The 14,265-nt window shown below is 58.2% G+C and carries 18 protein-coding genes; 3 read left to right on the plus strand and 15 right to left on the minus strand.

Translation table 11 applies throughout. The features are described 5' to 3' along the window. The first annotated feature begins 305 nt into the window (after positions 1-305). Positions 306-1,049: an OmpW/AlkL family protein gene (locus CK489_RS39275; RefSeq protein ID WP_050627264.1), complete on the plus strand. Its 744-nt coding sequence runs from the start codon at positions 306-308 to the stop codon at positions 1,047-1,049. A 561-nt stretch (positions 1,050-1,610) separates the two neighbouring features. Here CK489_RS39275 and CK489_RS39280 read toward each other — a convergent pair. From CK489_RS39280 to CK489_RS39355, 14 genes are all read right to left on the minus strand, one after another. After that, positions 1,611-1,958 carry a (2Fe-2S) ferredoxin domain-containing protein gene (locus tag CK489_RS39280; protein WP_050402983.1) on the minus strand — a complete coding sequence of 116 codons (348 nt, stop codon included), beginning with the start codon at positions 1,956-1,958 and terminating at the stop codon, positions 1,611-1,613. Positions 1,959-3,156: 1,198 nt separating this feature from the next. Then, on the minus strand, positions 3,157-3,630 hold the full coding sequence (locus CK489_RS39285; protein WP_245350745.1) for a Rieske (2Fe-2S) protein: 474 nt from the start codon (positions 3,628-3,630) through the stop codon (positions 3,157-3,159). Positions 3,631-4,191: 561 nt separating this feature from the next. Then, positions 4,192-5,394: a DegT/DnrJ/EryC1/StrS family aminotransferase gene (locus CK489_RS39295; RefSeq protein WP_050627265.1), complete on the minus strand. Its 1,203-nt coding sequence runs from the start codon at positions 5,392-5,394 to the stop codon at positions 4,192-4,194. Further along, the gene (locus tag CK489_RS39300) at positions 5,391-5,660 is read right to left on the minus strand and encodes a DUF6129 family protein (RefSeq protein ID WP_050403049.1); all 270 of its coding nucleotides are present in this window, start codon (positions 5,658-5,660) and stop codon (positions 5,391-5,393) included. The genes CK489_RS39295 and CK489_RS39300 overlap by 4 nt, the downstream gene beginning before the upstream one ends. A gap of 34 nt (positions 5,661-5,694) precedes the next feature. Then, on the minus strand, positions 5,695-6,054 hold the full coding sequence (locus tag CK489_RS39305; RefSeq protein WP_050627266.1) for a DUF3024 domain-containing protein: 360 nt from the start codon (positions 6,052-6,054) through the stop codon (positions 5,695-5,697). 15 nt (positions 6,055-6,069) lie between these two features. Next, entirely contained in the window at positions 6,070-6,309 is a 240-nt protein-coding gene (locus tag CK489_RS39310; RefSeq protein ID WP_050402976.1) for a nitrogen fixation protein NifZ, read from the minus strand. Continuing rightward, positions 6,306-6,626, minus strand: a complete 321-nt coding sequence (locus CK489_RS39315; protein ID WP_050627322.1) for a nitrogen fixation protein NifZ — start codon at positions 6,624-6,626, stop codon at positions 6,306-6,308. The genes CK489_RS39310 and CK489_RS39315 overlap by 4 nt, the downstream gene beginning before the upstream one ends. A gap of 1,352 nt (positions 6,627-7,978) precedes the next feature. Further along, positions 7,979-8,203 (minus strand): 4Fe-4S binding protein, encoded by a 225-nt coding sequence (locus tag CK489_RS39325; protein WP_083992236.1) that lies wholly within the window; start codon positions 8,201-8,203, stop codon positions 7,979-7,981. A 9-nt stretch (positions 8,204-8,212) separates the two neighbouring features. Beyond that, complete coding sequence (nifB, locus tag CK489_RS39330; RefSeq protein ID WP_095736096.1) at positions 8,213-9,772, minus strand: nitrogenase cofactor biosynthesis protein NifB; 1,560 nt, start codon at positions 9,770-9,772, stop codon at positions 8,213-8,215. Between the two features lie 341 nt (positions 9,773-10,113). Beyond that, the gene (locus CK489_RS39335; protein WP_095736097.1) at positions 10,114-10,977 is read right to left on the minus strand and encodes an SIR2 family NAD-dependent protein deacylase; all 864 of its coding nucleotides are present in this window, start codon (positions 10,975-10,977) and stop codon (positions 10,114-10,116) included. After that, complete coding sequence (gene nifT, locus CK489_RS39340) at positions 10,974-11,198, minus strand: putative nitrogen fixation protein NifT (protein ID WP_050402971.1); 225 nt, start codon at positions 11,196-11,198, stop codon at positions 10,974-10,976. Before nifT ends, CK489_RS39335 begins: the two co-directional genes overlap by 4 nt. Further along, positions 11,195-12,445, minus strand: coding sequence for a cysteine desulfurase NifS (gene nifS, locus CK489_RS39345; RefSeq protein WP_050402970.1), 1,251 nt, complete (start codon positions 12,443-12,445; stop codon positions 11,195-11,197). Before nifS ends, nifT begins: the two co-directional genes overlap by 4 nt. Beyond that, positions 12,397-12,669, minus strand: coding sequence for a hypothetical protein (locus CK489_RS39350; protein ID WP_063695527.1), 273 nt, complete (start codon positions 12,667-12,669; stop codon positions 12,397-12,399). The genes nifS and CK489_RS39350 overlap by 49 nt, the downstream gene beginning before the upstream one ends. Positions 12,670-12,689: 20 nt before the next feature. Beyond that, on the minus strand, positions 12,690-13,010 hold the full coding sequence (locus CK489_RS39355) for a HesB/IscA family protein (protein ID WP_050402968.1): 321 nt from the start codon (positions 13,008-13,010) through the stop codon (positions 12,690-12,692). Between CK489_RS39355 and CK489_RS41150 the strand changes: the two genes are divergently transcribed. Continuing rightward, positions 13,009-13,287 carry a hypothetical protein gene (locus CK489_RS41150; RefSeq protein WP_128089492.1) on the plus strand — a complete coding sequence of 93 codons (279 nt, stop codon included), beginning with the start codon at positions 13,009-13,011 and terminating at the stop codon, positions 13,285-13,287. The two genes, CK489_RS39355 and CK489_RS41150, sit on opposite strands and share 2 nt — an antisense overlap. Then, a complete protein-coding gene (locus CK489_RS39360) occupies positions 13,287-13,877 on the plus strand; it encodes a hypothetical protein (RefSeq protein ID WP_050402967.1) in 591 nt (196 codons plus the stop codon). Before CK489_RS41150 ends, CK489_RS39360 begins: the two co-directional genes overlap by 1 nt. Positions 13,878-13,886: 9 nt before the next feature. Here the strand turns inward: CK489_RS39360 and CK489_RS39365 are convergent, their stop codons facing one another. Then, positions 13,887-14,222 carry a Rieske (2Fe-2S) protein gene (locus CK489_RS39365; RefSeq protein WP_050402966.1) on the minus strand — a complete coding sequence of 112 codons (336 nt, stop codon included), beginning with the start codon at positions 14,220-14,222 and terminating at the stop codon, positions 13,887-13,889. Positions 14,223-14,265 lie beyond the last annotated feature (43 nt).

Genomic DNA, 14,265 nt, shown 5'->3' on the forward strand with positions numbered 1-14,265 from the left:
TGCCTCTACCGGCCCTGCAATGTGCGGGGTTGCTGCATTGCCACTTTGATTTTGCATGGCCCAACGGGCATGGATTGGATCGGGGCATCAAGCCAACAAACAATCTCCTGAAGAGATTAGAATCAGCACGGACTATGAATCGAATAGCTATCAAGCAAAGACAACGACGCTTCGATAGCCGTGCTTCTTGTGCAACTCACCCGCATAATTCCGGTGAGCCCGCCACTACTTTGATCCGCATCAAATCCTCCGCCGCTTGTCATGTGTGACAGAGATCTCGCGCGCCTTATCGCGCGACTTTTGGAATGGAGAATTCGATGAGAACAAGAACAATTCTGACGACGACGTCGCTCCTCACGCTCGCGATCTCGCTGGCCAGCATCTCGACACAGGCTGCAGATCTCGGTCCGGCGCCGGTTTATTACATGGCACCCCCGATCGAACCGTTTAATCCATGGATGATCCGCCTGCGAGTGCTCGGCGTTTTGCCCGATACCGCAGGCAGTTCAGTCCACGTCTCCGGGGTACCCTCGCTGTCTTCTCCCAACTCCGGTCTGTTGATCAGCGATCAAGCCATACCGGAGCTCGACATCACCTATTTCTTTACAAAGAACATCGCGGCCGAACTCATTCTCGGCGTGACCCGCCATCACATCAGCGGCACTGGCACGCTTAATGGACTCGATATCGGCAAAGCGTGGCTATTGCCACCGACGTTGACCCTGCAATATCACTTCGACGATTTCGGTCCACTCAAGCCATATATCGGCGCAGGCATCAACTACACCGCATTCTTCAATCAGTCGGCGGCCAATACGTCGCTCGCCGGCCTTACCGTGACGGATCTGCACATCAGCAACCAGTTCGGCGCGGCGGTCCAATTTGGCTTCGATTACATGCTTGACCGTCATTGGGGCCTCAACTTCGACGTGAAGAAGCTGTGGCTGCGGCCAGACTATTCTGCGACCGTAAACAATGCAATTCCCGTCTCCGGGCGCGCCAATATCGACCCATGGCTCATCAGCGGCGGCATCGCTTACAAGTTCTAACGTCAGAGCAGGATCCAGAGAAGAAGACGAGGTTGATGACTCCGGACGCGGCGAGCCACCGAGCGCGTCCTTCAACCGCACCGCAGTTCATCCCGCGAGCGAGATGGCGTGTCAAAGACGCGTCGTCTCGCGAAGAACGTGAGCGCCATGCGCACCTTGCGCTTGCGGCGTGCTGCGTAGGGACAGTATTAAGTGACGCGAACAGATTGATCGAACAGCCATCGAAAGAATAACGTTCTTGCTTTGTCAGGCGTTGCGACCATGCAAGTTGCCGATCGGGTCTGAAAATTCAAGGCGCCGCGCTGCGCCGTGAATGATAGTCTGACAAGGGAGTTGACGCTCAAGGTTCAGGGCCCGGGCACAAGCAGCTCTAATCTGGGCCCGTCTCACCGAACATCTCAAAGAGCGCCATAACGACAAGCTCCCTGACGCGCTGTTCGCACGTCCTGACGCCTGAGGGCCCGCCGGTCAGCCTGATCCGACCGACGTACCGAGGGAACAGCTCATCGAGGGAGAAGCTGTCCATGCTTGATTGCCCGGCCAAGCGGCGCGAAGAGGCGTTTAGCTGCGCTTTAGCACCATCACGAGGCGGTCGACGCGTTTACCCCGCTTGAGATGGGATTCCAGGATTTCGTCGACGTCTTCCGGCGTAGTCGCGCGGTACCAGATTCCGTCAGGATAGACGACCATCAAGGGACCGGAGTTACAATAGCCGAGGCAGCCAGCCATCGTGAAACCGATATCGTTAAGGCCTTGCGCTTCGATCGCCTTGCCCATTCGATCCCACAATGCTTGCGCGCCAGAGGCGCCGCAACTGCCGTGAGGATGGGTGGGCGGACGCTGCGTGTTGCAGGCAAAGACATGATGCCTATAAATTTGGGGGAGTTCGAATTCGGTTTCTGAGTCCATGCGCTTATCCTGTGATCAATGCGAGCGATCCGAAAGAGACATGGCCTGGGCCCGCATCGCCCTCACAGGGTCTCTTGCTGTCGAACACCGCATCGATAGATTGATGCTACTGATTTCGATGCGTGCCTGCGGACGCAGGCGAAATAAGCGAACGCAACACTAATTGTAAACGTTGAAGATCACCCACAGATCACTCACGTCTGGCACAGCTTTCCTGATTCGTTTCAACGTCTTCTCCTACCATCGCAATCTCTTCGCTCCTACATTGCTCAGCCATCCGATTGCTGCAAAGCAAGTTCCACACCAAATGCAGAATCCTCGCATTTTTATGACTATCTCTTGTTCTGCCGAGGCGCTCCTCATCGTTGATGCTGGAGTTCCGACAATGTCGTTTCTCATCTGTTTTGGACAGGACAATCGTTGGCTTCGCGTTTGACGCCCACCATTCTGCTTCAGCCGTTCGCACGCATGATGTGCGCTCCGCTGTTTGCAATCTATTGTTTACCTCAACAGGATAGCGCCTGGCGCAAACGCCCCGACAGTCAGAGTGAACGCAGACCCGCGTTCAAGGCTATAGGTTAAGCTGCCTGGAGTTGATCGGCCGTCACGAAACCGGCAACACAGCGGTCCTGAATCGCGCCCAGCCCTCCACGATAGCGTCAAGGCGCACTTGCCGCCTCAATGCCGAGCACCGAATGCGTGTTCATTCATGCATGCGTCCGTAAACCGGCGGCTCCCAAAGATCGCGGCGGCACTCGCTGAGAGGTCGCAGTGTGGCGTTTGGCATCGCAATTGCAGCCCAGAAAATAAGTCAGCCGTCGCTGACGGCCTAGCTTCTGACACAGGATCGTCATTGTTCCTCCCAAACGATCCTGTCAGTCTGGGTCTCCCCATTCTCGCAGCCCAGACGGTGTCCTCGGCGGACTTCCAGCCGCCGAGGACATTTCTTGAACATGTTCTATCGGCCGGCAGCAAGAAGCAGGTCCCGCCTGCGAGATCCATTTGGCGAGTTGACGTAAGAGCACCTTTTGTTGGTACGGCAGAGCTCGCTGGCGCCCGGCAGCAAGGCGTTGGACTGCCTTTTGCTCTGACAAGCTAAGAGAGCATAATACCCATCTGCACCAACGCTTAGGAGCGACGATTTCGTCCTCCGATAAAATCCCTCAGCCAACTTGAACAGCAGCCAAATGATACGCCGTCAATCCGGATGGATCGTGATATCCATTGTTTCTTCGCTGTCCTCGAAGCGCTCGGAAGCCCGATCTTCCTCCAGCAGCTCGACGCCGCATAGGCAAACGTCACCTTCGATCACGGCGAGCGCTACCGGCTCAAGCGCTTGTCCATTGCAGGGACCCTCGATGCACACTCCGGTCTCGATCTCGAACCTTGCACCATGCCGGCCGCATCTGAGAAAGGTGTGGTCTGCCGAGAAAAACTCGCCGGAGCCGATGTTCAGGCAGACGCCGTCATGCGGACAACGGTTCACATAGCCAAAATAGTCGTCACCGAAGGTGCGCACCACAATAATGGAAAACAACCGGCTTTCGCCGCTATCATCGATACGCGACAGGCTAAAGCCCCTGGCGCCATTCCGCTCGATGGCATCGGCCGGACAGACGGTAAAAACCTCGATCTGATCGCCCATTGGGTTCCCAATCATCGCTTGGCTCATCCAGGCCTCGCAGTTTCCCGCTTGAAGGCTTCGACCGTAGTACGGCTCAATCGGAAGATGCCGCGGCCACGTGCGAGCGGTCGATATGCCGAGCTAGCGCGGACGTTGAGAACTTCAAACCATTGGTTCGGCGTGAGCTTTGCCGGGCGCTCGCTGATCTGGATCACCTTTCCATTCGGAGCGAAGCGGAGGTGAATGATGACTTCTTGTATGCTCATAGTAATCTCTGCTTGACTAACTCGAGACACCCGAGCCGAAGCCCAGGATGGCGTACTCGGGTTCGAGCATCTTGGCGCGTCGGCCTTAAACCACGGCGTGAGCACGACAGTTTGCGACGATCGGGCAGGCTTTCTGCGAGCGCGAGGCTGGAGCATTTCTCCCGCAGCTTCCCGAACAGTACATGATACAGCGGCATGCGACGTGTTTCGCATTTATGCGGATATCTATCCGCCCGCGGCGGCATCGCATGACATGCGCCCGATCGATTTCTCATCTCGCGGACGCCCAGAGCTATAATTGTGCTCAACCAATCCTCCTTTCATTTGGGGCACAAAGATCATCTCAGTAGATCGCCGCACCCGCGCCCACGTTGATCGAGGCATCTTTCATGGTCTCCACGATAAACGCGATCTGCTTGTTCGTGAGATGGGTGTGAAACGGCAGCGCTAGAGCGCGATCGGCGACCTTTTCGGTAACCAGGAAATCGCCACGGCGATAGCCGAGGTCAAAATAGTGGCGTTGCAGATGCAGCGGCTGGCTGTAGGCAGCGGACTGAATCTGCGCGGCGCGCAGATCATCGATGATGGCGTCCCGACCGGATCGCGAGAAGCGTGTCCCCAATTGAACGAGATAAAGCATCCAGTTCACATCCGTCACATCGGGGCCGACATAAGGCGGCTTGATGCCTTCAAATGACTGGATATGCGCGTTATAGAGCTGCTCGATGAGCCGACGCCGCTCCAGGATTTCATTGAGACGCTTCAGCTGCGTCAGCCCCAAGGCAGCCGTGAGATCGCTGATGCCAGCCTGGTAAGGTGCTGTGCTCGCGACGACGACTGAGAATCGCTCGTCTAGGCGGTGGGCGCGATGGCGGCGCAACCCAAGCGCAATATCCATGTCATCCGTCACCACCATTGCGCCTTCACCGCAGCTTAGGGCTACCGGCTGGGCAAAGTCGAACACGGCCAGGTCGCCAAATCGGCCGACGAGCTCCCCCTTGTAGCTCGACCCGATCGCCTCGGTAGAATCCTCCAACAGCAGCAGCCGGTGGCGCTGTGCGACCGTCCGCAGTTCTGCCCATGGCGCAGGATGACCGTTGGGATTGCCGGCGACAATCGCCCGCGTGCGGGCCGTAATGCTCTCTTCGACCTTCGCTGGAACCAATGTTCCCGACCAATAGTCGACGTCGGCAAATACCACCCGTGCGCCTGCGAGACTGATGGCATGCGCCGTTTCGCGAAATGCGTAGGGCGAGGCGATGACCTCATGTCCTGCTCCGATCCCGAGCGCCTTGAGTGCAAGCAGGAGCCCAATCGTACCACTCGAAACCGCAACGGCATGTTTGCGGCCCAGATAGACCGCGAAAGCCTGCTCGAACGCCTCAGTGATCCGCCCGCTGGAGATCTGCGACGAACACAGCAGGGTTTCAACTGCAGAGAGCTCAGCGACGGTAATATCCGGGCCCGACAGCGGGATAAAGGATGCATTGTTCTCCGCATTGTGCGCGCTATCGCACGGATGCTCTGCGAGCTCAGTGCCGCTCACTGCGCAGCGCTCCTTTTGGCCAATATGATACCGGTCGCCCGTGCCGGGTCGGCCGTAATCTGCACGCAGTGATCCGATCCATCGATCAGATGGAGATCGAAACGCACAAACTGCCGGAATGGCTGATCCGGCATATCCGACGCGTCACAGCGCACACAAGCAAGCTGCGGAAAGCGGCGCCGCAGCTCGACAAACGGCCCCTCCTCGGCCCTGTCGGTCGCAAGCAGCTGCTCAATTTCAATCAATTCCTGCGTAGTGAGCGTCATCGTGGCTCCTCTGTGCCCCCTCAAAAGCCGCCCCTCATTGCCAGAACAGACGCTCCGGATCCGCGTTCAATTCGTCGATCGCTGAAGTCAGGCGGTGATACAGGCTATAAAATTCCCAGATTCCTTGGGCGTGGTTCTTGCAAAACACCTTCCAAATTCCGCTCACGCGATCAAAAAGAATTAGCGCGACGTCGATTAGCGCGCCGTCCCTTTCAATATTGCGCGAGCAACAGGGGCTCTCGACGAGGTAGCCGCCTTTCACCGGTGTCACCTTCGGCGAGACGTAGATATAGCGCGTACGGGAGCTCAAGCTGCGCTCGATCCGCTTGCGATCAAGCTCGTTGGGGTGCGCCACCAGCCCGGTCTTGACCTTCCTCATCAGCCCGGCATTCATCGCGAAAGCCTCCCTTCAAAGACCTGTGATTTCTTCTTCAAGACAGCCGATGAGCAACCGTTCTCCAAAATCGACAGTATAGATCGGAACGTTCGCATCGGTATGGATGGCAACCCTGATGATCTCTCCGGCCACTCCGGCGCCGAGCAAGACGCCGTCAGGCTCTGCATTGGGAAAAGAGCCGTCGTTGATGATATCGACTGTGGTTTTAACCCGCTGGCCCCGCCGATATTTCAGAAAGCCGGGTTCACTCACGACACGGCCTCCACCGGCAATGGAAGATCATCAATCTCCTCGCAGGCATCCACGGGCACGAGTTCCTTGCGCTTCATGCCAACGCGGTAGCCGCTTTCCAGAAACTCGACACCATATATGTAGAACTGCTGCAGGAATGTCCCGATCGAGATGACGTAACCGACCTCTCCCTTCTTGACCAAGATGTCGCCGATCTCCTTGCCACGAAAGGTGCCATCGTTCCGGATGGTGCGACTGGCTCGTACCTTTTGGCTAAAACTGAAGACAGGCGGCTCGTCGAGCTCGACGACGTCGCTGTCGCGAACAATACCGCTCATGTAGCGCTCCTCATGCATCGTTGCTGGTAGACATCAATGGTGTTGCTGCCGGCCCGACCAGGAGACACCCTCCACAATTGTGTGCTCATCCCTCGCCGCACTCAGCCGATTCACTCACCGCAATGCGGTTCGCCAGTTCGTGTCGACGTGCTGACCAGGATGTCGCTTTAGGGCAGTTCGTGCTCTCGAGTGACAGCCGTTCTGCGATATCTAGCCGCGCTCTAGCGTATTGGCCCGTAGCTTCACCAAGTAGCCCCGCAACGGCAGCGAGACGTGGTACGATGTGACGGAACTGGACTTCCTCAGCGCAGATCGATTGATTGCGGAGCTGCGGGCCAAAGTGGCGCGTGAGCACGTCGCCAGTTCCTTGTCGGACAGCATCGGCATCATTTCCCCGTACGAAACGATGTTGCGGCTGAGGCGACGAGGCTTCTAGGGCCATCAAGCATCGACGATAAGACGACGGCATTAGCCTGCGTGGACACGATCGCTCAGACCTCAACGTCTGCGCGCCAAGTGCCGCCATTGCTGAGCGCGGGATTCCGCCGGGAGACGTGCTGGAGACGTAGCCGGCCCAATCATTTGGGCAAATAGCCGAACGCCGGCAGTCGCAGCCCCTCTTGCGCGACCGACGAGCGCAGGCCCTGTAATTGGAGTGATGCCTCAGGGCGGCGTTGCCAATATGGTCGATCTTCGGATTGGCTCCTCCGCTCCAGGACGTCCGCGCGCGATTCGGTACCGATCTTGTCAGCCGGTTCGAGTTCGAGCAGCTTGGTCGCGGCCTCGTCCCCTCTTTCCGATTGCCTGCCCATATCTGCAGGCCGGCCAGGTCCATCAACACGGCGGGATGCAACCGCGGCATGATGATATCGGCGTGATCAAGTGCAGCATCAGTCGCGTTAACCATCCGCCGGCCTTGGCCCGGGACTTCGCCGAACGAAGTGCGCGCGATCAGCGCTCCCTGACCGGCAAATGGCGACCTGGCTGCGGCCTCGAAGGTCATCGGCAGCTTCGTTCGCCCGGCGCATTCCGCGATGTTGCGGCTCGGTAAGACTGATCCCGCCGCGCATGCGCCGATCAGCGTGACCTCGTCAGTCACATAAACGATAATGGCGCGGCCCAGAAGCCTACGCTCGGAGCTGAGAGGCGCTTTTGGCCTGCCGCGCCAAATGAAATGCCTGCCAACGCTCCGCTGCCGGCGACCAGCAGCACGATCGCAGGAACATCCGGAGCAGCCGCCTTCGCGAGGGGAGGCACGAAGGTCGAGACCTGCGGTGTTGACAACGCGCCACACGAAGTTTGCAAATTTTTTAGCCCCAGCTCTTGGCATGCCGTTCATGGAAGCTCGCATCCTAAGCTGGCGCCTGATAGCGGGGTAAGGACGTGTCGATCACGCAGGTATTGTCGACCGGACAGGCCGCAACGCATTGCGGCTCGTCGAAATGGCCAATACATTCGGTGCATTTCGTCGCTTCGATGACAAAGCTTCCTCCCTTTTCCGAGATGGCAACGTTCGGGCATAAGGGTTCGCAAGCTGAGCAGCTGGTACACTGAGAGGCGATGATCTTGAATGGCATATACCCCCCTTACGCCGCGGAGATCAGAGCTCCCTGGCGGATCGCGGCGTCGCCGCGCTCCTCGTGCTGGACATCGCCGCTCTTCACCTTGTCGAGATAGGACCTGAACCAGACGATCGTCGACTTCTCGATGAACTCATGCGCGTATTGATCAACCGGCTCGATCCCGGCCTTGATCAGGTTGCTTTTTGGGCAGCCGCCGATCTTGGCCACGAACACCGCATGGCAGTCATGAATGCCACGAATGATGGTCGAAAGCCTGTCCTCCTCGCCATAACCGTCCTGGCAGTAGACGTCGACGCGACGGTGACCGATGAACTTTGCGCCGGATGTAGAAAGTTCATATACTTGGAATTCCTTTGCATGCCCAAAGTGCTCGTTGATGAGTCCCGCGCCCTTGGTTGCGACCGCCACCAGAACCTTGATCGCGCTCGTCTCGGCGGCGAACTGTGTAAGCTCTTGTTGGAGGGCCACGACGCTGACGGCCCGCTCGTCCTCCACCCTGTCTTGATAAGCCTTGCGCGTAGCAAGGTCATATTTGACGCCCATTTTCATGATCTGATCCGTACTGAACTCTGCGCTGCGATCCTCTCCGATCAGTCCGACAGCATCAGCGCGGCACTGGCGACAATGCCGCATCATGTTCATCTTCCCTTCACAAGCATCCTGCAGCGTCTTCAATTCCTGCGCCGACGGCCCGCGTTGACCGTTTAGGCCAAACACCGTGCCGTGCTCAGGCGCGGAGATCAGCGGCATGATATTGTGAAGGAAGGCACCGCGCGCCTTCACCGCCTTGTTGACCTCGACCAGGTGCTGATCGTTGATGTGGGGGATCATTACCGAGTTAACCTTGCACAGGATCCCCCGTTCGCTAAGCATCTCCAGTCCTTGCAGCTGACGGTCGGTGAGTATCCTCGCCGCATCGATGCCGGTGTAACGTTTATGGCTGAAGAAGATCCAGGGATAGATCTTGGCGCCGATTTCGGGATCGATCGCGTTGATAGTGATGGTGACGTGGTCGATTCTGGACCTGACGATCGTGTCAATATGGTCCGGCAGAGCCAGTCCGTTCGTCGACAGACACAGCTTGATGTCGGGCGCCGCCTTGGCGACCAGTTCGAACGTCTTGAACGTCTTTGCTGGATTGGCGAGAGCATCGCCGGGACCAGCGATTCCGAGCACGGTCATCTGCGGAATGGCGGTCGCGACCACGAGCACTTTTCTCGCCGCCTGCTCAGGGGTGAGCTTCTCGCTCACCACGCCCGGGCGAGATTCATTGGCGCAGTCATATTTGCGATTGCAGTAATTGCACTGGATGTTACAGGCTGGCGCGACCGCCACATGCATGCGGGCGTAATGATGATGCGCCTCTTCGCTGTAGCAGGGATGTTTCTTCACCTTTTCCCAGATTTCGCTCGGCAGATCGCCTTGGCTTGTCCGTGACCCGCAGCCTGCCTGGGCGGTCTTGGCTGCGGTGCGACAGCCCTTATGCTCGGCGGCAGACTGCATCATCGTGCCGTTATCCGGCGCAGCTTTGGCGTACCCTCCGCTCCCCACCATCGCACTCATTCTCTATCTTCCCCGCGGGCACATTGGCTTCCCAGGACCATCCGTGAGCGAGCCTCAAGATGAGGCGTAGCAACTCACATGCCACGGCGCAGAAGACGATATTTGGTCAGCATGTCGTAGCGTTATCGGGTCCGACCGACGTTGAGACATGTAAGAGCGGCAATGATACGCTTGTTAAGAATGCGACAGATACGTCTCATTCTCACTCAGAACTATGCGGGCTGACGCATCAATGATGGTGCCAACGCGCGCGCCACACCCGGCTTCATCCGAACGGGCGTTTCGTGCATCGCGCCATCTCACAACTGGCGATACCAGTTGGGCTATCGAGCTTCACACATCTAACGGGTGAGCAGTATCTCAACCGCGCAAGGGAGCCGAATCGCAAGCGGCGCCAGACCTTGTTCGAGTAGAAAACGGAGCTCGTTGCGCGACAGCGTATCCGGATTGACGATCGCATAGTGGGGGCCACCCGAGCGCTTGATAATCTGCCGCGCATAGCTGCGCAACAGCTGGTCGTTAAAGCGACAGCCGATGAAGAGAAAGGTCCGTCCGCTCCGCCATTCCTTGATGATGTCCGGAATTGGCGTCTGAATGTCGATCTCGGTCAAGGCCTCGACATAGTCAGAATCGGAGATCAGGAAGTTGTTGGCCGGGTGCACGCTGCCATGCGGCTTATAGAGCACCGTCGCCCAGCTGCCGGCCACGGCACTTTCGACCTTTTGGCCAGAGGAATCATAGAAGCGATACCAACGATTCTCGCCAATGCCGGCACGGGTAATGCCCTGCACTTCACCCCATCCCTTGCGCTTGCCCAGCGCGGCGCGCATTGCGCTGTCGTACCATGCATCGACGATGACGGGCGGCGACAGGGACGCGAAATGATGATGTAACGGCGTCGGCTCCGCTGATCGAGCGAAGGCTTGCACCATCAATGTCGTCAGCGTAGAGCGATGTTTGCTGACCTCGATATGCTGCGCCGACGCCCACGCATTGCCTTTGGTCCGCCGAGGCAGCGCAATCTTGCTGGCGAAGAAGTCGGCCAGCGCCTCGGGCGTGGCCGGCGCATCGGATCTGGACAGTCCGGTGAGGCCAGGACCGAGATAGGGCACCACGCGCGCAGCCCTTAACCCGGCAGCGACGTCCGCGAGAATGGTCTTGGCATCGGCTGCATCGACAAAGTCGATCCGCCGAGGCCCCTTCACGGACCCTCTCCGTCCGCGCTCCGCTTTTTAGCGTCGATTGTGATCGGTAATTTTGTATCGCTCGCCATCTTGGGCAAATCGAGTACCCACCCATTGGCTATTTTGATCCACCCGCCCCAGAGGGTCTCATATTCGGACTCGACGATCGACTCTTCGAGGTCTTTCTTTGGTACGTAGATCGACAGGCCCGCGTCCGGAGACCGGCGGATCATGATTTTCACGTTGAACTCCTTGACTGTGAATCATGGCTGGCCAAGCGGGCCGACTCCCGCGAAGTGGCGCGCAGGCGAGCCACGATGTCAGACACGGCGCACACGACCTCGTCGACCTCCGCGAATGAGGTTTCTCGCGATAGCGAGAAGCGCACCGCACCGTGCATGCTCCACGCCGGCACCCGCATGGCCCGCAAGACATGCGATGGCTCCATTGAGCCCGCGTTGCAGGCTGATCCGAGCGACACAGCAATGCCGGCCCGATTGAGATGGTGGGCGATCGCTTCGCCTTCGAGATGGTCGAAGGCAATATTGGTCGTGTTCGCTAGCCGGTTGCTGATATCGCCGAGCGCAATACACTCGCCAATGTGCAGTATTCCCTGCTCGAGGCGATCGCGCAACGCAGCAATGCGAACGCGCTCAGGTTCGAGCCGCTCCGCCGCAAGCTCTGCAGCCTTTCCAAGGCCGACGATTGCAGGAATATTCTCCGTTCCGCCGCGGCGCCGTCGTTCCTGTGATCCGCCCCAGATCAGGGGTCGGAAACTTGTCCCCTTGCGCAGATATAGCGCGCCGATGCCTTTGGGTCCGTGCAGTTTGTGCGCGGATAGTGACAGCATGTCGATCGCACTGTGCTTAAGGTCTACGCGCATCTTGCCGACGGCCTGGACAGCATCGGTGTGAAACAGCGCGCCCGCCTCATGGGTCAACCCTGCAAGGAACTCTACAGGAAATATCGTGCCGGTCTCGTTATTGGCCCACATAACGGAAGCAACCGCTGTCCGTGGCCCGAGAGCGCTGCGAAACGCCTCGATATCGAGCCGGCCGCGGGAATCTACCGATACGACATGCGTCTTGACTCCGCTTGCCCCCAATTGCTCCGTCACGGCAAGAATGGCAGAATGCTCGACCGCTGTGGTGACGATCTCGTCGCGGCCCTCTTGGGTCGCAAGCGCAGAGAGAATCGCGGCATTGTTGGCCTCGGTCCCTCCTGAGGTGAACACGATCTCATGATCGTATGCGCAGCCTAGCAACCGCCGTAAGCTACCCCGGGCCTGCTTCAAGGCGACTGCGACCTCGCCGCCAAAGACATGCGTGGATGAAGCGTTGCCGAATTGCTCGGTGAAGAACGGCAACATAGCTTGCACGACGGATGGATCGGTCCGGGTCGTTGCATTATTGTCGAGGTAAATCGGCACTTGGGTCCCACTCAATCCAGGGCCTCGCCGACAGCCGCAATCGGGACGAGACGAACGCATTCGCATATTTTGTCGATCAGCCTCGTCTGAATGCGGTCCAGCGTCAGTCTAGGACGCTTACAGAACGCGGATGCGCCGTTCAGACTGGCGATGGTCCTGTGGCTATTGGTCCGGATGAGCCGACGGTCGCCATGCAGATCCGCTCGCATCTGTCCGATTGCGTCGCGAATGCGAAGCGCTCTCGCAGCCGACGATTGCCATACTTCTTCCGGTTCGGCCAGCATGCTGCGATGTTTCCTCTTTATCAGCTGAACGATTTGCCGCAGGAGCAGCTCGCGGCGGCGTTCGGGTTTTGAAAGATGAATCCGGGACTATCCGGCGCCAGGACGAAATCAATGGTCGTGCCGATCAGATGCTCATGGCTCTTGCTGTCGACAAATACCTTCAGACCCCCGCATTCGATCACGGTGTCACCAAGCGTCGGCACCTCGGCCAAGCCCATCTTGTATTTGAACCCATTGCAGCCGCCTGCTTCGACCAAAATGCGCAAGCCACCGGTCGGGTGCATTGATGATGCCATCGCGCCTTTGATGGCACTCACTGCGCTATCTGTCAGGCTGATCATGGCTTACCCTCTCATGAGCTTAGGTCTGCCCGACAATGGCAAGTCATGTGCCAGCGTGCAAAGCTTGATCCCGCTTACTTTTTTGGTCGCATCTGTCGGCTTCATCAACGCCGGTGTCGAGTTTGTGACAACGCTGCCTGGGACGATCGCCTCTCGCACAGGCGTTTTGTTTCGCGGCACGGCTGGAGGTCGTTACAGAGGCGGCGGCAAGCAATTTGCATCGCATCTGGCATCGGCCAGCGCGCCGGTGAAAAGCTCAAATCGAGGACGAATTTAATGACTGCAATCGAGAACACCGCACTCGGTCGACTTGAGAAGGAGGGCCGCCTGCTCAATGCTGTACTCAAGGGCGGGACGACCAAGCCCGGCCGGTTTGGCTTTCGCGGCGACATAGCACTAAAATTTCAGACGCAAGTCGCGGACGAGAAGCGGCCGCCGGACTATTCGATCGAACAGGTTCTGACGATCGCGCAGGACGGAGAACGTACTATCCCGGTGCTGGCCGGCTACCTGCACTCCTTGGCCTACCTTGCTGACGTCGCGGCCGTGCTTGACGGTGCGTTAAGCCAAAAGGGCAGTTATTTCTTGTTCTGTAACAACGTCGATTTGCTGGCGAAGTACCACATCAGGCTCGGTGGCATTACCTTCCACGTCCTGCCGTGCGATGAATCCACTGTTTGGAAGGAGATGATGGACCTGGTCGGGCTCAACAAGGACGACCTCAAGAAGCTGGATGCGGGCGGCAAGCTTGATTACCTCCTCGATGCGGCAAAGGCTCTCGATCTACCCTACGACGAGATCTCCTATGAAGACGGGCTGGAGAGGATGGAGCCGGTAAAAAACCGCAACGAGAACCGGCCGGTCTGAGCGCGGACGTCATTCGTTCCGGGACGCATCATCTTCGACAAGACGCATGCCGACGACACAGATATCGCCATCCAGCACTGTCAAGGCGATTGGCGTGAGCGTTCTGCCCTTACACGGACCATCGACGCACAGCCCGGTTCCGAGCTCGAAGGTGGATCCGTGTTTGCCGCACATCAGCCGGACGCCGCTTGGATCGAGGAACTCGTTTTGTTCCCGGTCCAAAGCAACGCCATTGTGAGGGCATCTATTGAGATAGCCAAGCACCTTCCTACCCCAGCGTACCACAACGATGGGCCACGGCCGGTGATTGCCGTCGTGATCGAGGACCATAAGGTGGAATCCCATGGCCTTGCGGCTCGGAATGTCGTTAAAACCACAAATCGCGAAA

The organism is Bradyrhizobium sp. UFLA03-84 (assembly GCF_002289535.1).
GTDB lineage: Bacteria > Pseudomonadota > Alphaproteobacteria > Rhizobiales > Xanthobacteraceae > Bradyrhizobium > Bradyrhizobium viridifuturi.